Consider the following 21,628-nt stretch of genomic DNA (forward strand, 5'->3'; position numbering starts at 1 on the left):
CGGGTCCTCTGCGCCCGGATTCTCAGACCCGAGTTTTCGCGACCGTGTTCTCTCGTCGGGGAGGCGGTGCCGTCGGGCCTGCGCTTGGCCCCCGCCAGAGTGTCGCGGGGCGGCGCCGGCACGCCGCCCCGTGACGCCTCACATAAACGCGGTGGAACCGTCCGGGCGCGTGGGAACCTTGCGCTCCCAGTGCACGTAGTTGTCGGTCTGCAGGTATTCCTCATCGATCTCGACGCCCCAGCCCGGACGGTCCGGCCGCAGCGCGAGGTAGCCGTCCACCGGCAGGTACGGGTCCTTCACGTAGCGCGCCTCGCCATGGGTCTGGCCGCTGACCCCGCTGCGGCGCTGGGAGGCCGCGCCGTCGCCGCCCTCGAAGCCGTAGATCGGCCCCATCGGCAGGCGGTATTCCAGGATGCGGAAGTTGGGCTGCGCGGCGCTGAAGTGCAGGTTCACCGCGGTGGCGAGCGGCCCCATCGGGTTGTGCGGCGCAACCGTGACGTGGTGCGCCTCGGCGATGGCCGCGATCTTGCGCATCTCCAGCAACCCGCCGACCACGCAGATGTCGGGCTGGATGATGTCGCAGCCGCGCACCTGCAGCAGGCGCAGGAACTCGAAGCGGCTGTAGAGGGATTCACCGGTGGCCAGCGTGCACTGCAGGCCTCGCTTGAGCTCGCCCCAGTTCTCGAAGTTCTCAGGGCGCAGCGGCTCCTCGAAGAACAGCGGGTCATAGGGGGCGAGGGCATTGCCGAGCTGGATCGCCTGCGTCGTCTCGAAGATCTTGGCGTGCGCGTCGAAGGCGATGTCGTAGCTGTTGTCCACGGTTTCGCGCAGCTGGCGGAAGTACTCGGCGCTGGTGCGCACGACCTCGCCCCAGCGGTTGCGGTGCATGTCGACACGGTAGGGGCTGAGCTTGAAGGCCGAGAAGCCCCAGCCCTCGCGCAGCGCATCCATCTCGTCCCGGGCCTGGATCGGGTCGGGCGCGGTGTAGACGCCGGCGTAGACGCGCACCTTGTCGCGCGCGTTGCCGCCCAGCAGCATATAGACCGGCACGCCCAGCGCCTTGGCGGAGATGTCCCACAGGCAGTGGTCGATGGCCGAGATCGCGGCCAAGCCCAGCGCGCCGGGTGGGAAGCGCGACTGCTGCATCAGCAGCTGGATCAGGTACTCGATGCGGCGCGGATCATGGCCGGCGATGAAGTTCGCGAAGTAGTCGAGGAGCGGGATCAGCGCCCGGTCCGGCCCGTGGTTGTAGCACTCGCCCCAGCCGGTCAGCCCATCGTCGGTGTCGATGGCGACCAGCACGCGCGGCCGGTCCTTGTCGCGCGTCATATAGGCGCGCAGGCGCTCGATTCGCATTCTTGGTGTCCTCCCCTCCCGCCGAGGGTTGGAAGGAGGGAACCCTCCTGCCCCACGGCCTGTCCGGAAGGAGGCCGCGGGGCGTGAAAAAATGCAAACTGCAATATCAGTTCATGAAGTGATCTTCATGTTCTGGGCCGTACGTGGCGACCCATGGCCCCCCGCGCCGGGGCATTCCGCACTCCGCAGCAGGTTCCGCCGGCCAGCCTCAGGCCAGCCGGCGCCGTTGCTTCTTTCAGAGAGCCGAAAGCACCGCCTGCGACACACGGTCCACCTGCTCCTCGTCGAGGTAGGGGTGCATCGGCAGGCTGAGGATGCGGGTGCACAGCATCTCGCTCACCGGCAGGGCAGGGCGTCCGGCATGGTGGTCGCGATAGGCGGGCTGCGCGTGTAGCGGCAGCGGGTAGTACACGCCGGTCGGCACGGCGGCCGCCTTGCAGGCCTCCTGCACGCGGGTGCGCGCCGCGGTGTCGGGCAGCAGGATGGAATACAGGCCCCAGGCGCTCTCGGCGCCGTCGCGCACCTGCTGCAGCTGCACCTTGCCGCCCAGGCGATCGGCGTACCAGCCGGCGGCACGGGCGCGGCTCCGCAGCTCCTCCTCGAACAGCGGCAGCTTGCACAGCAGCACCGCGGCCTGGATCGTGTCGAGCCGGCCGTTCATGCCGGTGCGCAGCACCTCGTAGCGCTGCTTGCCCTCGCCGTGGGTGCGCAGCGAACGGTAGAGTTCCGCCTTCTCGGCGCTGTCGGTCAGGATCGCGCCGCCGTCGCCGTAGCAGCCCAGAGTCTTGGTGGGATAGAAGCTCAGCGCCGCGGCGCCGCCCCAGCGGCCGAGGCGCTTGCCGTCCAGCGCCGCTCCGAAGGCCTGCGCCGCATCGTCGAGGGCGAACATGCCCTCTTCCGCGCAGATCCGCTCGATCGCGGGCCAGTCCGCGGGCAGGCCGAACAGGTCCACGCCGATCACCGCGCGCGGCCGCAGCTTACCCTCCGCCTTGACCGCGGCGATGCGGCGCTTCAGGTCGGCGATGTCGATGTTGAAGGTGCCCGGCTCCACGTCCACGAAGACCGGCGTGGCGCCCAGAACCAGCGGCACCTCGGCGGTCGCGGTATAGGTGAAGGCCGGCAGGAACACCGCGTCGCCGCGGCCCACGCCTTCGCCCATCATCACGATCTGCAGTGCGTCCGTGCCGGAGGACACGCCCACCGCGTGCGCGCAGCCGGCGAACCCGGCCAGCTTGCTTTCCAGCTCATCCACCTCGGGGCCCTGCACGAAGCGCCCGGAATCGAGGACGTGGGCGATGCGGCGGTCCAGCTCCTCGCGGATCAGGCGCTGCTGCGCCTTCATGTCGAACAGGGCGATGGGGCGGGCGGCGGCGGCAACGGCGTTCATACGGGTCCCAGCAGGTGGTTCAGGCCTGGACGATGTAGGCCCCAGCTCCGCCCGAGGCCAAGTCACCGTTGGTTTCCGCCGGCAATCTCCGCGCCCCATCACCCGCCCCCGCCTCGCGGGGGATGCCCGGCCGCGCCGCCACCGGGGCGTCGGTGAAGCCGTCCTGGTTCTCGGCAAAGCCCGCCGTCAGGCCTTCCGGCAGGGTCCGGACCGGGCGCGGCAGGGGAAAGGGCAGGGGGTGCAGCGCGTCTGCCAGCGTGGCTGGAGCACCATGACGGGACACAGGCAGGCTGCCCGCCGGCCCGGAACCCGCGGTGCCCCGGCCTGCGGTGCCGGTTCCGCCCTCTGCCCGCGCCGCGCCTGCGGCCGCATGGCTTGCTGCTCCGCCACCCGTACCCTGCCCGCGCAGGACGCCGCGCGTGTCCACCACCAGCGCGGCGTGCCGGCGCACCAGTGCCAGGTCCATGCCCCGGTGCGGCGTCACCACCACCACCGCGTCCTGCGCCCGCAGCAGTTCCGCCGTCAGCGCCTCGCTGCACAGGGGCGGGGCGATGCCGCTCAGGCGCCGCGTCACCGGGAACTCCGGCACCAGCGGGTCGTGGTAGCAGAGCTCGGCGCCGTGGCCGTCCAGGATGCGGAAGATCTCCACCGCCGGGCTTTCGCGCGTGTCCGGCACGTCGGGCTTGTAGGCGAGGCCGAGCAGCAGGATGCGGGCGCCCCGCAGGGTCCGCCCCCGCGCATCCAGCGCGTCGCGCAACCGGTTCACCACGTAGTGCGGCTGCGCGTCGTTCACCCGGCCCGCGAGCTCGATGAAGTCGCTCGGCACGCCGAGCTCGCGTGCCTTCCAGGCCAGGTAATAGGGATCGACCGGGATGCAGTGGCCGCCCAGGCCGGGACCGGGGCGGAAGGGCATGAAGCCGAAGGGCTTGGTGGCGGCGGCGTCGATCACCTCGTGCACGTCGATCGCCAGCGCGTGGCTGAGGCGCTTGAGCTCGTTCACCAGCCCGATGTTCACGGCGCGGAACACGTTCTCGTAGCACTTGGCGAGCTCCGCCGCCGCCAGCGAGGAGACCGGCACCACGCTGCCCGCCACCGGGGCATAGAGCGCGCAGCCCACCGCGAGGCAGTTCTCCGTGGCGCCCGCCACCAGCTTCGGCACGCGCGCCACCGTGCCCTCCGGGTTGCCGGGGTCCTCGCGCTCGGGGCTGTAGATGCAGAAGGCGTCCTCGCCGGCCCGCAAGCCCGCCTCCCGCAGGGCGGGCAGGACGTATTCCTCGGTGGTGCCGGGATAGGTGGTGCTTTCCAGCGCCACCGCCTGGCCGGCGCGCAGGTGCGGCACCAGGGCGCGCAGCGTGTCGCGCACCGCCGAAAGATCGGGCTCCTTGTGCGCGCCGATCGGCGTCGGCACGCAGATCACCACCGCGTCGCAATCACGTGCCGCGGCCATGTCGCCGTGCGCCACGATGCCGCGGATGCGGCTGTCGGCGATCCCGTGCACCGGGGATCGCCCGGCGTTGATCGTCTCCACCTTGGCGCCGTCGATGTCGAAGCCGCTGACCGGGAAACCCATCTCCGCGAAGCGCAGCGCCAGCGGCAGCCCGGCATAGCCCAGTCCCACCACGCCGATCCTGGCCACCCGTGCCTCGATCCGGCGGAGCAGCGCCTCAGCCATTGGGGAGTAACCTTCTGCCCGAGAGGCGCCGGAAGGCGCGGCAACAGGGATGCCGGATGAGGTGACCGATGAGCTGCCCGACCGGGCATCGGCAGGAGTGCCAGGCTGGGCAGGGCTCATCGCGGGCTCAACTCCGTCGGGCTGGACGCTGGCGGGCCGGGTGTTGGCGGGTCAGGCGCCCGCCCGTCCGGTGGCCGCATGGTGCGGGTCGTGGTCGAACTCGGGCACGAGGCGCGACAGCTGCCCCAGCGCCAGCCGCGGCTGCCCGGCGCGGCAGGAGGCCGCGATCTCGTCGATCGCGCGGCTCACCAGCGCGGGGTCGGCGGTGCGGGGCGTCGCCACCAGCAGGCCCGGGAAATGCGTCGGGTGCGGCGGCTCCTGCCCGTGGAACAACTCTTCGTAGAGCTTCTCGCCAGGGCGCAGCCCGGTGAAGCGGATCTCCACGTCCTCGTCCGGGCGCAGGCCGGCGAGACGGATCATCCGCCGCGCGAGGTCCACGATCTTCACCGGCTCCCCCATGTCGAGCACGAAGATGCCGCCCTCGCGCAGTTCCGGCGGCTGGTCGGCGCGGTCCTCGGCCCCCACTACGGAGGCCTGGAGAACCAGCCCAACGGCCTCGCGCACGGTCATGAAGTAGCGGCGCATATCGGGATGCGTCACCGTCAGCGGCCCGCCACGCTCCAGCTGCCGGCGGAACAGCGGCACCACCGAGCCGGTGGAGCCCAGCACGTTGCCGAAGCGCACCGTGACGCAGCGCATGCCCCCGGCCGCCGTCCCGGCCCCGCCGATCCGCGCCTGCACGTCGAGGCTCTGGCAGTACATCTCGGCCAGCCGCTTGCCGGCACCCATCACCGAGGTCGGGTTCACCGCCTTGTCGGTGGAGATGAACACCATCGCCAGTGCGCCCGCCGCCCGCGCCGCGTCGGCCACCACCCGGGTGCCGAGGGCGTTGGTGAGCAGGCCTTCCGCCGGGTCGTTCTCCACCATGGGAACGTGCTTCAGCGCCGCGGCGTGGAACACCAGCTCCGGCCGCGCTTCGTCGAACAGGCGGCGGATGCGCGTCTCATCGCGGATATCGGCCAGCACGGCGCGGCGAAGGACGTTGGGGTGCCGCTCCCCGAGCTCCAGGTCGATCGAGTAGAGCGCGAATTCCCCGTGGTCGAGCAGCGTCAGCGCCGAAGGCCCGAGTGCCGCCAGCTGCCGCGCGAGCTCCCCACCGATGGTGCCGCCGGCGCCCGTCACCAGCACGCGCCGCCCCTGCACGAGGCGGGCCATGCCTTCGCGGTCGAGCGGCACCTGCGGGCGATCCAGCAGCTCCTCGATCTCCACCGGGCGCAGCGTCACGCGGCGCGCCGGCGCGTCGGCGGTGGTCTGGCCGTTGCGTTCCAGTGCCGTGGGGTCGAGCGAGGTCGGGCGCGGGGCGCGCCGCACCGTCACGCCGTGGCGGTCGGCTGCGTCCAGAACCTCCTCCAGCGCCTTGCCGGACAGGCCGTGATCCACCAGCACCAGCAGCGCGGGCAGGCGGCCCTCGCCGCGCAGGCGTTCCAGCACGGCGGCCGCGTCGTCCAGCGCGCCCAGGATCGGTGCGCCCTGGATGCGCCGGCCGGCCTGCCGCGCGCGCGGCGCCAGGATGCCCAGCACCTGGAAGCCTGGGGCCCGCTGCGCCGACAGCGCGCGCAGGAAGATGTCCACCGCGTCGCCTGCGCCCGCCAGCAGCGCCGTCCGCGGCGGCGTGTCGGAGGCCGGGCCCGCGCGATGGGCGTGCTGCATCCGGGCAATCAGCCGCGTGCCGCCCAGCAGGGCCACCAGCGACCCGGCGTGGAGCAGCGGAAAGGCCAGGCTCGGCAGGGGCCAGCGGTAGCCGTCCGGCGTGAAGAGCCAGAGGCCCGCGTAGAAGGTCGCCGCCATCACCACCGCCGCGGCGATCACCGCGGAGATGTCGGGGATGGAGGCGAAGCGCCAGTACTGCCGCGGCAGGCGCAGCGGCAGGGCGCCGAGCAGGAAGGCGCCGACGCCCCCCGCCAGCGCCGGCGGCCACCATTGCGGCGGCGGCCAGTTGCCGGGCGCGTCCAGCCACAGGGCCAGCGGCAGGGCCAGCGCCGCGAGTGCGAGGTCGAGAGCGAGATTGAGCAAGATGCGTCGGGGCGCCATTGCTCCCCGTCTAGCGCGCTGCGCGCTTCGGGGCCAACTCTCCCGCGTCGGCGGCGGCACCCGCGGTCCTTTCCGGCGGCGATCCCGGGTGCCATCCGGCAGGCCGGCGTACGGGCGCATCCGCCGGCGGGGCGAGCGGGGCCAGGTCGTGGTACAGGGCGCGCAGGCGCTCGGCCTCGGCCGCCCAGCCGAAGCGGCCGCGCGCCGCCGCCCGCCCGGCGGCCCCCAGCGCCGCGCGGCGCGCCGGATCGCGCAGGTCCCGCACCGCCGCCGCGATCGCTCCCGGGTCGGCGGTGTCGACCGCCAGGCCGCACCGGGCTTCGCGCACCACCGCCGCGACCTCGGTGGCGAAATCCGGCACGATCACCGGCAGGCCGGCCAGCATGCAGTCGAAGAGCTTGTGCGGCAGCGCCAGACGGTGGTTCTCCACCCCCGGCTGAAACAGGATCAGGCCCACATCGCCGCCGGCCGCCAGCGCCAGCGCCGCCGGCCGCGGCCGCCAGCCCAGGGTTTCCACGCGATCGCCCAGCCCCAGCGCCCGGGCACGCTCCAGGAAGGCAGCCTCGCCGCCATCGGTGAAGCGGCCGATCAGCCGCAGCCGCGTGTCGGGCGGGCACAGCCGCAGGGTGTCCAGCATCTCGGCCGATCCGCGCGCCCGCGTCAGCGCGCCCAGGTGCACCAGCGTCACGGGACCTTCGGGGTGCTGGCGCGGCGCCACGGGCAGGTCCTCGGCGTAGTTGCGCACCGGCACGATGCGCGCCTGGCCGAAATCCCCGTCCAGCCCGTCCTTGGCCACCACCACCGCGTCGGCCCTGGCGCCCATGGCGCGGCAGGCGGCGCGGATCGCCCAGCGGCCCAGCGGCCGCAGAGCGCGCGGCAGCCGCGCGTCGAGGCGCGAGGGGTAGTGCTCGTGCACGTCCAGCACCACCCGGGCGCCGCTGCGCCGCGCGGCCAGGATCGCGGCCAGCCAGCTGTCGGGTTCCGAGGCATGCAGCACCACTGCCCCCGACTGCGCCGCCCGGTTCACCAGCCCGGGCAGCGCCCGCAGCCGCCCGCGCCAGCCCGGCGCCCTGCGAAAGGTGGAGATCGCCACGCCGTGCGCCTCCGCCGGCGCGGCGCGGTTCCCCGCCGCCTCGGGGCACAAGTGCACCACGCGCCAGCCGCCCGCGGCCAGCGCGGCGCCTTCCTTGCCCACCACGCGGACATCCTCGGGCGGGTGCGCGGCCGAGAGCATCGCCACCAGCGGTGCCAAGGGCTGCGCCGCCAGCGGATGCGACATCGGGGCCAGCGATCCGGACCCGGCACCGCCCAGCCCTTCCGGGGCCCGGGCTGCGGAAGGAGGAAAGGACGTCGCGTTCATGCGGCCAGCCGCTCCGCCCCGAAGTGTTCGCGCAGGTGTTCGGCCATCCGCCGCCCGGCCTGCCCGTCCCAGAGCGGGACCGGACGCGCCCTGGGCCAGCAGCCGCCCAGCACTTCCGCCACCGCGTCGGGCAGCGCCGCCGGGGCGACGAGGCGGTTGGCGCCCTCCAGCGTCACCGGCCGCTCGGTGGACGGGCGCAGCGTGAGGCAAGGCAGCCCCAGGATCGTCGCTTCCTCCTGCACGCCGCCGCTGTCGGTGGCCACCAGCCGGGCGCGGCTGAGCAGCGCCAGAAAATCGCCGTAGCCCAACGGCGGCAGGATGCTGACATTGCCGGGCACCCCGTCGGGCAGGCCGTCCTCCTCCGCCAGGCCGAGGGCGGCCAGGCGCGCCGCGGTGCGCGGGTGCATCGGCCAGGCGAGCGGCAGCCGGCGCGACGCCTCGGCAATGGCCTGCAACAGCGCCCGCAGCGCCACCGGATCGTCCACGTTGGCGGGCCGGTGCAGCGTCACCACGCCGTAGCCGCCAGGGGTGAGGCCGGCCGGCAGGGGGCGCCGCCGCGCCGCGGGCAGGGCGCGCAGGAGGCTGTCGGCCATGCTGTTGCCCACCGCCCGCACCGATGCCGGGTCGTGGCCCTCGCGCAGCAGCCGGGCCGCGGTGGCCTCGTCGGGCGCCCAGAGCAGGTCGCTCACCGCGTCCATGGCGCGGCGGTTGATCTCCTCGGGCATGTCGCGGTCGCCGCAGCGCAGGCCCGCTTCCAGGTGCGCCACGGGGATCGCCAGCTTGCGCGCGGCCAGCGTGGCGGCCAGCGCGCCGTCCACGTCGCCCGGCACCACCACCAGCGCCGGGCGCCGCGCTTCCCACAGCGCGGCGCAGGCCACCATGGTGCCGGCCACCAGCGCCGCATGCCCGCCGCCCGCGACGCCCAGCGACACGTCAGGCGCCGGCAACCCCAGATCCGCGAGGTGCGCACCGAACATCCGCGCGTCGTGGTGCTGGCCGGTATGGACGATCACCGGCTGCAGGCCGACGGGATGGGCGCGCAGCGCGTGCCACAGCGCCGCGATCTTGGGCAGGTTGGGCCGCGCCGCGACCACCAGGTGCAGCTCGGCCACGCCACCGGGCGCCGTGCCCGCTTTTGCCTGGATCATGCCATCCCCCTCATGCTCCGACCCGCGCCGCGGCCTCCACCACCTCGCACAGGCGGCGGGCCTGAAGGCGGCGGTCCCACAGCCGCATCGCCTGCGCCCGTGCCGCCAGCCCCATGGCCTCGCGCCGGGTCGGATCGGCCGCCAGCGTGACCAGCGCGCCTGCCAGCGCCGCGGCGTCGCCCGGCGGCACGGCGATGCCGCTGGGCCCGGCCTCCACGATCCGCGCAGCGCGACCGGCCACGTTGGTCACCACCGCTCGCCCCGCCGCCAGCCCGTCCATCAGCTTGTTGGGCGCGGTCCATTCCGCGAATTCCGGCACGTCGGCCAGGCAGTGCAGCGCGACCTGCGAGCCCGCCAGCAGCTGCGCCAGCTGCCGCTTGGGCATCGGGTCGAGGAAGGTGAGGTTGTCCAGCGCCCGCACCTCGGCCTCGGCCCGCAGCCTTGCCTTCTCGGCGCCGTCGCCCACCAGCACGATCCGCACCCGGCGCTCGCCGCGCCCGCGCAGCACGGCCGCGGCGTCGAGCAGCGCGTCGAGCCCGTTGGCCCGGCCATGCGCCCCGGCATACACTGCGAGGCATTCCCAGGGCGCTGCCTCCACCGGCCGCCAGGGTGACACCTGCGGGCCGAACAGGTCGAGGTCGCAGCCGTTGGGCACCACGTGCACCCGCCCGGCCGCGGCGCCCCGCGCGATCGCGGTGCCGGCCATGCCCTCGGTCAGGCCGATCACCGCGGCGGCGTTGCGGCAGGCGCGGTCGGCCAGGTGCTCCATGCCCGCCAGCGCCCAGCCCGGTGCCTCGCCCATGGCGCGCGGCAGCTCGGGCCAGGGATCGCGGATCTCGAACACGAAGGGCGTGCCGTGCCAGCGATGCGCGGCCAGCGCCGGGATCGCCACGGTCAGCGGCGTCGAGGACGCGAACACCACGTCCCAGCGCCCGCGCAGCGCGAGGCCGGTGGCGCGGCTGGCGAAGCGCCCGAAGGCCACCGCGCGCGCCGCCAACCCTTGGGCGTTGCCGCAGGGGATGTCCCACTGCACCACGCGGAAGCCCGCGCCGCTGCGCCCGTCGCGGCGGCCGTTGCGGAAGGGCAGGCGCAGGCCCGTCTCGGCCCCGGCGTAGCGCCCGCAGGCCAGCGTCACCGCGTGTCCACGCGCCGCCAGCGCCGCCGCCATGGCGTGGGCGCGCGTGGCGGTGGCGCCGTCGAGCCCGGAGTAGTGCTGATGGAGGTAGAGCACCCGCAGCGGCGTCGGCGACGGCGCGCTGCTTAGCAGCGAGTCCAGGGCGTTGCCGCGAAAGGCTGGATGGTCCGTGGCACCCCCGAACGGAATGATGCCGTGGCTCCTCGCGGTGAGCGTGGACAGGCGGCTGTCGGAAAGGTCGAGAGGCATGCGTCGTGGAACCGGACGGAAATAAGGTGAGAAGGAAGGTTCAGGCGCGACCGGCGCGATGCGCGCAGTCCAGGATCACCGCGACCACGCGGTCCTGCTCGGCCTCGGACATGGCGCCCGAGGGCAGGCACAGCCCGCGCTCGAACAGGGTCGCGGCCACGCCGGTGCCGGTGAAGCGGCTGCCGCGGAAGGCCGGCTGCATGTGCAGCGGCTTCCACACCGGCCGGCTCTCGATCCCGGCCTCCTCCAGCGCGCGCCGCACCGCTTCGCGGTCGGCGCCGAAACCCGCCGGGTCGATCTGCAGCGCCGTGAGCCAGCGCGTGGAGCGCCCCCACAGCGGTTCGGGCATGAAGTGCAGCCCCGGCACCCCAGCCAGCGCCTCAACGTAGCGCGCGAACACCGCGCGCCGGGCCGCGACGCGGTCGGCCAACGCGCCCAGCTGCACCCGGCCGATCGCGGCCAGGATGGACGACAGCCCGTAGGAATAGCCGGTGGTCTCGTGCTGGTAGTGCGCCGCCGCTTCCTTGGCCTGGGTGGCCAGGTGACGCGCCCGGGCGATCAGCGCCGGATCGTCCGAGGCCAGCGCCCCGCCGCCGCCGGCGGTGACGATCTTGTTGCCGTTGAACGAGAACACCGCCATGCGCGCGCCCCGCCCGGCCCCCTGGCCCCGATGGGTGGCGCCCAGCGCCTCGGCGCTGTCGCTCAGCACCGGCACGCCCCAGTGCCCACAGATCTCGGTGATCGCGGCGAGGTCGCTGCACTGGCCATAGAGGTCCACCGGCACCACCGCGCGCGGCAGCCGGTTGCGCCGCGCGGCATCCGCCATCGCGTCGCGCAGCAGCTCGGGGTCGAGCGTCCAGCTCTCGGGCGACACGTCCAGGAAGCGCAGCTGTGCGCCCATCTGGGCCGCCGGCGCCGCGGTGGCCACGAAGGTCAGCGTGCTGCACCACACGGTGTCGCCGCGCTCGATCCCCAGCAGCCGGTAGCCCAGGTGCAGCGCCGCGGTGCCGGAACTGACCGCCGCGACGTGCGCGAAGCCGCTCGCCGCGGCGACCGCTTCCTCGAAGGCCGGGATGGCCGGGCCGGCCGGGGCGATCCAGCCGCTGTCGAGCGTGGCGCTGAGAGCGGCGTACTCACCGCCCGCCAGCTGCGGCGGCGACAGGTGCAGCCGCCGAGGCGCCGGGATGGCCCTGGCTGCCGGACGTGATGGAAAGCACAGGATGCTGGCCTCTTCGGAGTGCGTCAGACCCAAGCCCATGTCGGACCCTTCATGCCGGGGCTCGGATGCCGCCGTGCACTCACAACAAATGCTCGTGCGGCGCGAGCGCAAGGAATCAATTCAACCTTTGGTAACCGAAAAGCTTAAAATTTCTCGGAAAGCTTAATTCGCTGCATGCCGGACACAGAGGAGTGACAATTTGTTCTGTAGAACAAAACAGAATGTTCGTCAGAACTACTTGCTTGCGCTCTGATTGTGCCGGAATTGCTTCGCTAATGCTTGTCCGTGTGCTGCGCGGGCGCGCGCCCGCAGTCAGTTCCCGCTGCCGAGTCGCGGGCTCGTGGCATGTCCCGGGGCCGAGGCACCCCGCCCCTGCAACAGCACCCCGAGGCTGCCCAGCGCCGCCGCCACGTCCCCCCGCAGGCTGACCCGCTCGGCGTAGCGGGCATCCCATTCCAGCCGCTCCTGCCAAGGTAGGGCGTTGCGGCCGCGCGCCACGCTCAGGCCCAGGAGCCCCGGCCGCACGCGCAGCCGCAGCCGCTGCCGCGCCGTGAAGTGCGGCGTGTAGTCGGGTGGCAGGGGGCGCGGTCCGATCAGGCTCATCTCGCCGCGCAGGACGTGGAGCAACTGCGGCAGCTCATCCAGCCCGGTGGCGCGCAGCCGGCGCCCGAAGGCGGTCAGGCGCGGCGCGTCCTCCTCGCCCTCGAAGCGCTGGGGGCGCATGGAGCGCAGCTTCCACAGGGTGAAGGGCTGTCCGTTCCGCCCCGCCCGCAACTGCCGGAACAGCACCGGCCGGCCGAGGCGCAGCGCCACCATCCCCGACAGCAGCAGGAGGACCGGCAGCCCCGGTAACAGCAGCAGGAGCACCACCAGCAGTTCCAGCGGCCGCTTTCCCCAGCGCTCGTAAACGCCGGGACGGTGGGCGGCCCCGTCACACACGACGCACCTCCACCGCGGCGGACAGCGCCAGGCCCAGCGCGAACCACACCATGCGGTTGCCGAGGTCGGTGGACACCATGGCACCGAGCGCCACCGGCAACGTCACGGCCACCAGCCGTCCCGCCCGGCCGGGGTCGAGCCGCGGCAGCCGGCGGAGCAGCACGACCGCGCTGCCGCCGAAGCAGCCGAGCCAGAGCAGCAGCCCGATCGGCCCACCCTCGGCCAGGGCTTCCAGGGCGTGGTTGTGCGGGTAAAGCCCGCGCTGCTCGCCGTAACCGGCGGCCACGGTGAAGCCCCCGGTGCCCAGGCCCAGCGGCGCCGCCTCGCCCGCCCAGTCCAGCGCCGCCGCCCACAGCACGGGGCGCGCCGAGGCCGCGATCCCTTCGCCGGTGAAGCGTTCCAGCGTTCGCAGCCCCTGTGCCCGGTCGGGATCCGACAGGAGGATGCCGAGCCCGAGCAGCCCGGCCAGCGCCGCCGCACCTACCCAGGCCATCGCCATCCGCCACCGCCGCGCCGCCAGGAAACGGGCCGCCGGCGCCAGAACCACTGCCCCGCCCAGTGACAGCAGCGCCGCGCGCCCACCCGGCAACAGGGCGCCCACTGCGAGCCCCAGCACCAGCAGCGCCCAGAACAATGGCCGGAACAGCGTCCGCAGCGCGACGGCAGCCCGGTGCGGGCTTGGGCGGGGTGGCGCAGGAGGGAGTGGGGCAGGAGGGGGCGGTGCGGTGCGGGGCAGGGTTTGGTTGCGGACGCCCGCGAGCGCCGGTTCCGCCATGCCCGCCGTGCGGCCGCATCCGCCGGCGCGGCTTTCCACCAGCCGCAGCGCCGCCAGTGCCGCCGAGCAGGCCATGGCCAGCCCGGCCAGCTGGTACTGCACCCGCGTCGCGTCGCTGGCTCCCACCAGCCCGCCCAGCACCGCCGTGCCGGAGGCGAGGCCCCAGGCAATGCCCGCCGCCACGAAGGGACCGATGATCAGCACCGTGCCCGTGAACCAGCGGCGCGCGGCGTCGTCGGCACCGATCAGCAGCCCGGCCAGCAGCATCGCCGGGCCCAGCAGCACCGCCTCGGGCAGCTTCTGCGCCAGGATATCGGTGGAGGCGCTCCAGGTGCCGGCGATCACCAGCCACAGCCACAGCGCCCCGGCCGAACCGAGCGGCAGGGCGATCGACGGGCAAAGGGTCCAGCGACGCGAGGCCACCAGCCAGGGCAGGGTCGGCAGCAGCGCGGCCGCCGCGGCCAGCGTGACGTCGAAGGGCAGGAGGCTGAGCTGCGGCGCCGACTTCAGCGCGCCCGCCATCTGCAGCACCGCGCCGGCCAGCCCCGCCAGCGCCGCCGGGGACCCGGCGCGCGGCAGCGGCACGACCCACAGGGGCACGGCCCAGCGTCGCGTGGTCTCCACCCGCCCCGCACCCGTCAGCAAGGCTTCTTCCCCTGGCGGAACAGCGCAGGGGTCACGGCGGCGGGCCGCGCAGCACCGGCTCCGCCCAGGCGCCGCCGTGCCGGTGGCCGCCCGGGTGGGGCTCCGCCTGGCTGCCGGGCATCGCGGCGGGCGGCGCGGGGCCGGGCGGGACCGCACCGGCGGCAGCCTCGTCGGGCAGCCGCAGCAGCACGAGGCAGGCGCTGCCCAGCACCGTCGCCAGCGGCACGGCCACGAGCAGCAGCACGATCAGCAGCGGCCGGTTGGGCAGCGTGGGCGCCAGATCCACCGAGGGGGCCGAAACCAGCCGCGCCGCCACTGCCGTGTCCGCCAGCAGCACCAGCGACGCCCGCTGGTGCTGCGCCAGCAGGTCGTAGAGCGGGGTGCGGAGATACACGTCGCGCTCACGCGCCAGGCGGTCCTGCAGGGTGGCGGTGCGTCGCGCCGCCAGCTCCGCGAGGTCGGCGCGCACCTTGTCCTCGGCAAAGGCGTGCAGGCGCGTGAGAGCGTCCAACGCCACCTCGCGGTCCGGATGCGGCAGCTCCAGCGTCACCGTCACCGCCGAGAGCGACTGCGTCACCGCGAGGTTGCGCTCCAGCCACCGCTCCAGGTCGTCGCTGTCGCTCGTGATCCGCAGGCCGAAGGTGTCGCGCACCCAGCCCATCAGCCCCGCGCCGCGCTGCTGCGTCAGCCACTGCGGCAGGCGGGTGTCGCGCGCCAGCATCGCCGCCGCCTCGGGCGAGCGCAGCAGCGCCAGGTACACCGCGAAGTTCCCGCCCGGCCGGTTGTCCAGCAGGCTGCCGGTCTGCAGCACCGCGTTGCTCTGGATCAGCGTCGAGGTCGCGAGGCCGGTGGTCTCGGCCGGCGCGATCACCGCGCTCGCCACGTATTGCCGGGGCCAGAGCAGCACCAGCGTGATGCCCAGCGCGAGGATCACCGCGGCCACGACGGCCATGCGCCAGCGGAGGCGCCAGAGAAGGTGCAACAAGAGGTTGAGCGGCATCCGGCGACCCGATGGTCCTGTGGCGGACCATCCGGCAAGCCGGGGTCATGGGCAACCGGGGATTGCGCCGCCCATCGTGGTCACGCCCGGAAGGGGAGGAACTGTGGCCCCCGGGACGCGGCCAAGCACCGTAAGGAACCGAGCTCTGCCGGGGCGAGGCGCTTCAGGCCGCGCCCGTCACGCCTGAGAATCCCCTGGGCGCGGCGGCAGCCGGATCAGGGTGACGATCCAGTTCACCGGCGCCTCCGCTTCTGCCAGCAGCACCGGCACCGGCCGACGCTGGCCGTAGCGCGGCGCTTCCCAGCCTTCCTCCAGCCACAGTCGCAGCGGCGCGTCGGCCGAGATCGAGATCCGCCCGAGCGGCGAGCGCAGGCCCTGCGCCTCCATCTCCCAGGCGGCCGGGGCCAGGCGCCAGCGGAGCGTGGCGCGACGGAACGGACCGGCGAGCTCGTCACTCACCACCCATGCGCGGTTCAGCCCGCTGACCCGCCGCGCGTGGCGGTTGCCGCGGTGGTCCAGCACCCAGGCACCATCGGCCAGCTCGCCCGTGTCCGGCCAGCGGGCGCGCAGGAAGCGGCCGGCGCGCGGCATCGGCTCGGCTCCGTCGAACACCACCGTGTTGTGTCCCGCCGCGTCCTCCAGCCCCTGCGCGACCGCGAGGTCCTCCGGCGCGGGATTGTAGCTGAGCGTGCCGCCGTCGCGCAGCAGGTTCACCGGGCCGTCCCAAAGGTCGAGATGCAAGAGGTCCGACTGCCCGGGGCGGAAGATCAGCGGCCCGGTGCGCAGCAGCAGCCGCGCCCCGTCGCGGTTCCAGCCGCGGCTGCCCTCGGCGACCCAGCGCGGCTCGGCGCGCAGCAGCGGCGGGCGCGGCAGTTCCAGCCAGCGGCAGCCCGGGTCATGGGCGTGGCCGGCCGAGGCGCGCAGGAACAGCCGCGCCGCGCGTTCCGCGCTGCCCCGCGCGTCGGTCGCGCCGCACAGCGACAGGTCGGCGAAGCGGGAGCCGTCGCCATGGCCCAGCAACGGCACCGCGCCCGTGACCGGGTCCACCAGCCGCAGCAGCCAGCGCGCGGCGGCGGCGGCACGCGCGGAAAAGGGTTCGGGGAAGGGCAGCTGCGCGTAGGTCCGGCGCAGCCATTCCGCCACCGACAGCACGTCCAGCAGCAGCCGGTGGTACTGGGTGGACACCTGGGCGAAGCCGCCATCGGGCCCCACCAGCCGTTCCACCGCGCGGCTCAGCGCGTCCCCGTGCGGCACGGCGTCCTCACCCAGCGCCAGGGCGCAGGCGAAGAGCCCGGCGGGCTCGCTGATGCTGTGGTTGTTGTCCTGCGCCTCGGCGTAGCGCCGCGTGGCCGCGATCCGGCGCCCGTGCACCGCCGCCAGCGCCCGCAGCCCCGGTGACGCCGCGCCGCCGCCCAACAGGGCATGCGCCAGCATCAGGTGCAGCATCCGCAGCGAGGCTTCCTGCGCGCAGGCCCAGTTCGGCCCCCGGTAAGGGGGATTGGCGCGGCACCAGGCGGCGAGCCAGTGTTCCGCTCGAACGAGGTGCCCGCCCTCGGGGTCGAGCCGGTGCGCCAGCGCCAGGGTCGGGATCTCGGCCAGCCGGTTCCGTTCCCACACCGGTCGGATGTCGCCAGGACGGAACAGGTCGATCCGCAGCGCGTGCTCCCGCGGGTCGAAAGGGCCGTGCGCCACCGGGTCGCCCACAGCGGCCGCCGCCGCCAGCACCGGCACCAGCTCGTCGCGCAACACCTCGGGCAGAGCCGGGAGCGACCCGGCGGGCAGGAAGGGCCCCTCCGGCACCGGCTGGTCCGGCAGGGCGCGCCGTGTCACGCCGCCGATCATGCGCAGCCGGTGGCCGAGCGCCCGGCTCACGGGCGTCGGTCCCAGACGCCAGGCCGCGTCGAGCTGAAGAAGAAGTCGCGGCGCTTGGAAAGCCATTCAAGCGCGTGGTAGAGCAAGGTTGCGCGCCTGTCAGGTGGAAGATCTACCTTGTTGGTCGCGCCCGGGTTGAGGGGTGCCCGGAGCCGGGGGGCTCAGGATGAGCGTGCAACAACTATCCCGCCATGCCGTGGCGATCCTGGTGCTCGTGCAGGCCCTGGCGCCTGGCTGGAGCCATCCGGCCGCCGCGCAGACGGGCGCGGCCTCGCCGATGCTCAGCCCGCCCCAGCTTCCGCCGACGCTTCCCGGGGGCCTGCCGCTGAGCTCGCTGTCGGGCCAGGGTCAGACCGACGTCCTGCAGCGCATCCTCGACGCCGCCTCGGGCCGTTCCGGCACCAGTCTTTCGCCCGCACCGCTCTCCGCGGCACCGCCTCCGGCAATGGCCTTCCCGGCCCAGGGGCTTTCCACCCTGCCCAGCGCCCCCACCGCCGCGTCCGCCCCGGCGGAGCCCCTGTCGGGCACCGAGAACTTCTTTGCCGCCCGCCTGCCGGACCAGCAGCCGCCGCTGCGCCAGTTCGGCTACGACACCTTCCGCCCGGCCAGCCCCGGCGCGCCCGCGGTGGCCACCGGCGCCCTGCCAGACGACTACGTGCTGGGCCGTGACGATGAGGTCGCGATCGCGCTGCGCGGGCGGGCACGCACCTCCTACACGCTGCGCATCGGACGCGACGGAATGCTGGCGATGCCGGACATGCAGCCCGTTCCCGCCGCCGGCCGCACGCTGCGCGACCTGCGCGCCGATATCCAGAACCGCGTGGCGAGCGAGCTCGGCGGTTCCGAGGCCTACGTTTCGATCGGCCAGACCCGGCAGATCGGCGTGTTCGTGGCGGGTGAGGTGGTGCGCCCCGGCCTGCAGCCGCTGCCCGCGCTCACCAGCCTGCTCGATGCCCTGAACGCGGCGGGCGGCGTCAAGCGCACCGGCACGCTGCGCGCCATCCGGGTCGAGGGGCCGAACGGCGCCCGCACCGTGGACCTGTACGGCGCCATCGTCGGCACCGGCAGCAACCCGGACCTGTCCTTGCGCGAAGGCGAGCGCGTGGTGGTGCCGCCGCTGGGCGGCGTGGTGGCGGTGGCGGGCGACGTGACGCGGCCCGCCATCTACGAGCTGCCGCCCGGGGCCGGCGCCGCGCCGCTGCGCAGCGTGCTGAACCTGGCCGGCGACACGCTGCGCCCGTCGGGCAACCGCTTCCTGCTCCAGGGCACCGATGCCGGCGGCAGGCGGGCCTTCGCCGAGATCGCGCCCGCCGCCCCCCTGCGCCGCGGCGACGCGGTGGTGGTGCAACCCGGCGCCGACGTCGCTGCCAATGCGCTCCGCCTCACAGGACACGTCTTCGCCCCCGTCACGCGATCGGCCGGCGGCGGGCGCGGCGGCGGCTTCGGCCTGCGCCAGCTGCTGAGCGACCCGCGGGTGATCCGCCCCGATCCCTACGTGCGGATGGGCGTGGTGTGGCGCGTCGACCCGGCAACGCGGGTGCGGCGCTTCGTGGGCTTCGATCTCGGCCGCGTGCTGCGCGGCGAGGCCGACCTGCCGCTGCGCGAGGCGGACGAGGTCATCATCCTGGCGCAGAGCGACATCCTGTGGCTGAGCTCGCCCCCGGTGCAGCGCGCCCTGCGCGGTGAGATGTCAGCCCCCGTTGTGCTGCCGGTCACCGTCACCGCCGGCACCACGCAGCGCCCGGGCGACAGCGGCACGCCGGGCGCCAGCAGCGCCGCGCTGAGCGCGCCCGTGCCCGCCGCCCTGCCCAGCCCCACCGACTGCCCGGCGCTGCAAGCCCTGGCGGTGGCGGCGCAGGCCAGCCCGCTGCGCTACGCCCACGCGCGCGGCGCCGGCTTCCCCGATATCGGCAACCCACCCTGTCCGCAGGTCTTCCTCGACTACCCGGCGATCTTGCCCTTCCTGCTGGACCAGACAGTGCTGCTGACCGGCGAGGTCGGGCTGCCGGGCCTCTACCCGATCCTGGAAGACACCGGCCTCGACCAGGTGCTGGCCGCGGCGGGCGGCGCCGGCGACACGGCCGACTTGGCGGCAGTGGAATTCGCGCGCGAGCCGCTGGAACAGGCCGGCGCCATCCCGCTGACGCGCCTGCAGCTCGATCTCCGGTCGCGCAACTTCGCCGCGGTGCGCCTTTCCCCGCGCGACGCAATCCGGATCCCGCGCGGCTTCGGCGACCGTGAGATCGGCCCCGTCACGCTGACCGGCGAGTTCGTCCGCCCCGGCACCTACGACATCCGTCGCGGCGAGCGGTTGAGCGAGTTGATCGCCCGCGCCGGCGGGCTGACGCCGCAGGCCTACCCCTACGGCGCGGTGTTCACGCGCGAGAGCGTGCGGCAGCGCCAGCAGGACGGTTTCGACCGCACGGCGCGCGAACTGGAGTCCAGCCTGATCCAGGTCGCGGCGGGGCAGGCGGTGGCGGGATCGCGCGCCAATGGCGGCGACCTCGGCGGCGCCATCAACGCGGGGCGCGAGATGGCCACCGCCCTGCGCCAGGCGCGCGCCGCCGGCCGCATGGCGGTGGAAGCCAACCCGGTGATCCTGGCCGCGCGCCCCGAGCTCGACGTGCTGCTGGAGCCGGGCGACCTGCTGGCCGTGCCCAAGCGGCCCAACGAGGTGACAGTGGTGGGCGCGGTGCTCAACCCCGGCTCGCTGCAGTTCACCACCGGCTGGCGCGCCTCGGATTACGTCCGCGGCTCCGGCGGGGCGCAGCGTTTCGCCGACGGCAGCCGCGCCTTCGTGGTGCTGCCCAACGGGCAGTCGGTGCCGGCAGGCCTCGGTGCCTGGCAAGCAGGTGGTCCGCCGGTGCCGCCGGGCTCGCTCGTGGTGGTGCCGCAGGATCCCAGCCCCTACGAGACCTGGGGCTTCATCCGCGACCTGACGCAGGTGCTGGGACAGGTCAGCGTCAGCGCCGCGGCGCTTGCGGTGATCTCCAAGAACGCGCGCTGAGGCGGCTGGCCAGCCTGGGCCGTCCTCCTGGGCCGTCCTCCCGGGCCTTCCCCTCGCTTTACCCTGTGCGTCCTACCCTCCGCCCGCTGCCGGCGGCTCGCGCGGCGTGGTCGGGCGTGCGGACTCGTCGTACTGTGCGGGAAGACTGGCCGCAGCGGGTTCCCCTCGCGTCGCCGCGCGTGCCTGGCGACGGCCCCCCCCGAGCGGCCGGCGCGGGCCGGGTTCCGGGGGTGTTGGCGCGGTGATGTTTTCGCCCAGATCCTCAACCTGCGGTTCGAGCCTGCCCACCATCGCGGCGAAGGGTGGAAACAACCCGTCCGGCACACTGCACCATAAGTTGCTGTGTCGAAACGAACACAGGAACCCGGCAGGGATGCTGCTTCGGTCGAAAACACGCGCAAGTTGTTTCTGTCCTAACCTAGATGAATGTCGTGCAAAGGCGGCCTGGCTGAACATCCGCGGCATGGAAGCACCTGAACACGGACATCGGCATCTGCCTTCGTCAGCAGGCAGGTACACGGCGGTGATGGAACTGCCCCCGCAGGGCGAGGCCGCGCCTCATCCGCCCCCCTCCTACAAGGAGCTTGCGCAGCGCGTCGTCGAGCTGACGGCGGCGAACCGGGCACTGCGCCGCGAAGCGGATCAGATGAGCCTGATCGCCGAGAGCGCCACGGACTACGCCATCATCGCGCTCAACCTCGGCGGGCGGATCACCGGCTGGAACTCGGGCGCGGAACGCCTCCTGGGCCATACCGAGGCGCAGGCCCTGGGCCGGTCCGGGGCGATCGTCTTCACCGCCGAGGACCGGGCGGACGGCGTGTTCGTGAGCGAGCTCTGGCGGGCCTTCGACCAGGGCAGCGCCCCCAACGAGCGCTGGCACGTGCGCCGGGACGGCACCCGCTTCTGGGCCGTCGGCGCCATGGTGCCCCTGCTCGACGACATGGGCCGGGTGAGCGGCTTCCTGAACATCATGCGCGACGGCACGGCGGCGCGCGACGCCGAGAAGCGCACGGAGTTCCTGCTCGCCGAAGCCCGGCACAAGGTGAAGAACATCTTCGCGGCGGTGTATGCCCTGGCCGCGCGGCACGCGGGTGCCGGGGGCGATTTCGGGCCGGCCTTCAACGCCCAGCTGGCGGCGCTGGCCCGTTCGCACGAATTGCTGGACGCCAGCGCGGCAACGCTGGCCGAGGTGATCGGACGCTCACTGGAACCCTACGGCGCGACCGGGCAGACGCAGGCGGCGGGGCCGCCGGTGCCCCTGAACCCCTGCACCGCCACGGCGCTCAACTCGATCTTCCATGAGCTCGCCACCAACGCCGCCAAGTACGGCGCCTTTTCCACGCCCGAGGGGCGGGTGGAGGTGAGCTGGGTGCTGGAGCCGGCCGAGGCCGGTGGGCCGTCGGAGGTGGTGGTCACCTGGCGCGAAACGGGCGGGCCGCCGGTGTCGCAGCCCGTGCACCGGGGCTTCGGCTCCCGCGTGATCGAGCGGAGCCTGGCTGCCGAGGAGGGCGGCTCGGCGCAGCTCGACTTCCGGCCGGAAGGGGTGATCTGCCTGATCCGCCTGCGCTGCGAGCCCGGCCTGTCATAGCCGCCCCGCTCCCAAGGGGCGCCCGGGACCGGCACGCGGGGCATCACGCCCCGCGCGGCAGCACGGGGTGTCCGGTGCCGCGCGAGGCCGGAACCATCACCGCCGGCTCGTGCCCGGCGCGAGGC

At 74.0% G+C, this 21,628-nt stretch carries 14 protein-coding genes; 2 read left to right on the top strand and 12 right to left on the bottom strand.

Going from position 1 to position 21,628, the window contains the following annotated elements; all coding sequences use genetic code 11:
* Window positions 1-138 precede the first annotated feature (138 nt).
* The 12 genes from ACFFGY_RS17635 to ACFFGY_RS17690 all read right to left on the bottom strand — a co-directional run bounded on the left by ACFFGY_RS17635 (window position 139) and on the right by ACFFGY_RS17690 (window position 16,908).
* Complete coding sequence (locus ACFFGY_RS17635; RefSeq protein WP_377045833.1) at window positions 139-1,356, bottom strand: mandelate racemase/muconate lactonizing enzyme family protein; 1,218 nt, start codon at window positions 1,354-1,356, stop codon at window positions 139-141.
* Window positions 1,357-1,591: 235 nt separating this feature from the next.
* A complete protein-coding gene (locus tag ACFFGY_RS17640; RefSeq protein ID WP_377045834.1) occupies window positions 1,592-2,743 on the bottom strand; it encodes a DegT/DnrJ/EryC1/StrS family aminotransferase in 1,152 nt (383 codons plus the stop codon).
* Window positions 2,744-2,762: 19 nt separating this feature from the next.
* The gene (locus ACFFGY_RS17645; protein WP_377045835.1) at window positions 2,763-4,415 is read right to left on the bottom strand and encodes a nucleotide sugar dehydrogenase; all 1,653 of its coding nucleotides are present in this window, start codon (window positions 4,413-4,415) and stop codon (window positions 2,763-2,765) included.
* A gap of 171 nt (window positions 4,416-4,586) precedes the next feature.
* Window positions 4,587-6,566 carry a polysaccharide biosynthesis protein gene (locus ACFFGY_RS17650; protein ID WP_377045836.1) on the bottom strand — a complete coding sequence of 660 codons (1,980 nt, stop codon included), beginning with the start codon at window positions 6,564-6,566 and terminating at the stop codon, window positions 4,587-4,589.
* Between the two features lie 10 nt (window positions 6,567-6,576).
* A complete protein-coding gene (locus tag ACFFGY_RS17655) occupies window positions 6,577-7,845 on the bottom strand; it encodes a glycosyltransferase (RefSeq protein ID WP_377045837.1) in 1,269 nt (422 codons plus the stop codon).
* 77 nt (window positions 7,846-7,922) lie between these two features.
* Window positions 7,923-9,074 carry a non-hydrolyzing UDP-N-acetylglucosamine 2-epimerase gene (wecB, locus tag ACFFGY_RS17660; RefSeq protein WP_377045838.1) on the bottom strand — a complete coding sequence of 384 codons (1,152 nt, stop codon included), beginning with the start codon at window positions 9,072-9,074 and terminating at the stop codon, window positions 7,923-7,925.
* Window positions 9,075-9,084: 10 nt separating this feature from the next.
* On the bottom strand, window positions 9,085-10,458 hold the full coding sequence (locus ACFFGY_RS17665) for a glycosyltransferase family 4 protein (RefSeq protein ID WP_377045839.1): 1,374 nt from the start codon (window positions 10,456-10,458) through the stop codon (window positions 9,085-9,087).
* A gap of 40 nt (window positions 10,459-10,498) precedes the next feature.
* Window positions 10,499-11,716 carry a DegT/DnrJ/EryC1/StrS family aminotransferase gene (locus ACFFGY_RS17670; RefSeq protein WP_377045840.1) on the bottom strand — a complete coding sequence of 406 codons (1,218 nt, stop codon included), beginning with the start codon at window positions 11,714-11,716 and terminating at the stop codon, window positions 10,499-10,501.
* Between the two features lie 273 nt (window positions 11,717-11,989).
* On the bottom strand, window positions 11,990-12,616 hold the full coding sequence (locus ACFFGY_RS17675) for a sugar transferase (protein ID WP_377045841.1): 627 nt from the start codon (window positions 12,614-12,616) through the stop codon (window positions 11,990-11,992).
* Window positions 12,609-14,036: an O-antigen ligase family protein gene (locus tag ACFFGY_RS17680; protein WP_377045842.1), complete on the bottom strand. Its 1,428-nt coding sequence runs from the start codon at window positions 14,034-14,036 to the stop codon at window positions 12,609-12,611. The genes ACFFGY_RS17675 and ACFFGY_RS17680 overlap by 8 nt, the downstream gene beginning before the upstream one ends.
* Window positions 14,037-14,067: 31 nt before the next feature.
* Window positions 14,068-15,036, bottom strand: coding sequence for a hypothetical protein (locus ACFFGY_RS17685; RefSeq protein WP_377045843.1), 969 nt, complete (start codon window positions 15,034-15,036; stop codon window positions 14,068-14,070).
* Between the two features lie 177 nt (window positions 15,037-15,213).
* A complete protein-coding gene (locus ACFFGY_RS17690; RefSeq protein WP_377045844.1) occupies window positions 15,214-16,908 on the bottom strand; it encodes a heparinase II/III domain-containing protein in 1,695 nt (564 codons plus the stop codon).
* A gap of 172 nt (window positions 16,909-17,080) precedes the next feature.
* On the opposite strand from ACFFGY_RS17690, the gene ACFFGY_RS17695 reads away from it, so the two are divergent.
* On the top strand, window positions 17,081-19,915 hold the full coding sequence (locus ACFFGY_RS17695; protein ID WP_377045845.1) for an SLBB domain-containing protein: 2,835 nt from the start codon (window positions 17,081-17,083) through the stop codon (window positions 19,913-19,915).
* A gap of 526 nt (window positions 19,916-20,441) precedes the next feature.
* On the top strand, window positions 20,442-21,503 hold the full coding sequence (locus ACFFGY_RS17700) for a PAS domain-containing protein (RefSeq protein WP_377045846.1): 1,062 nt from the start codon (window positions 20,442-20,444) through the stop codon (window positions 21,501-21,503).
* Window positions 21,504-21,628: the final 125 nt, after the last annotated feature.

This window comes from Roseomonas elaeocarpi (genome assembly GCF_042433915.1).
GTDB classification, from domain to species: domain Bacteria; phylum Pseudomonadota; class Alphaproteobacteria; order Acetobacterales; family Acetobacteraceae; genus Roseomonas; species Roseomonas elaeocarpi.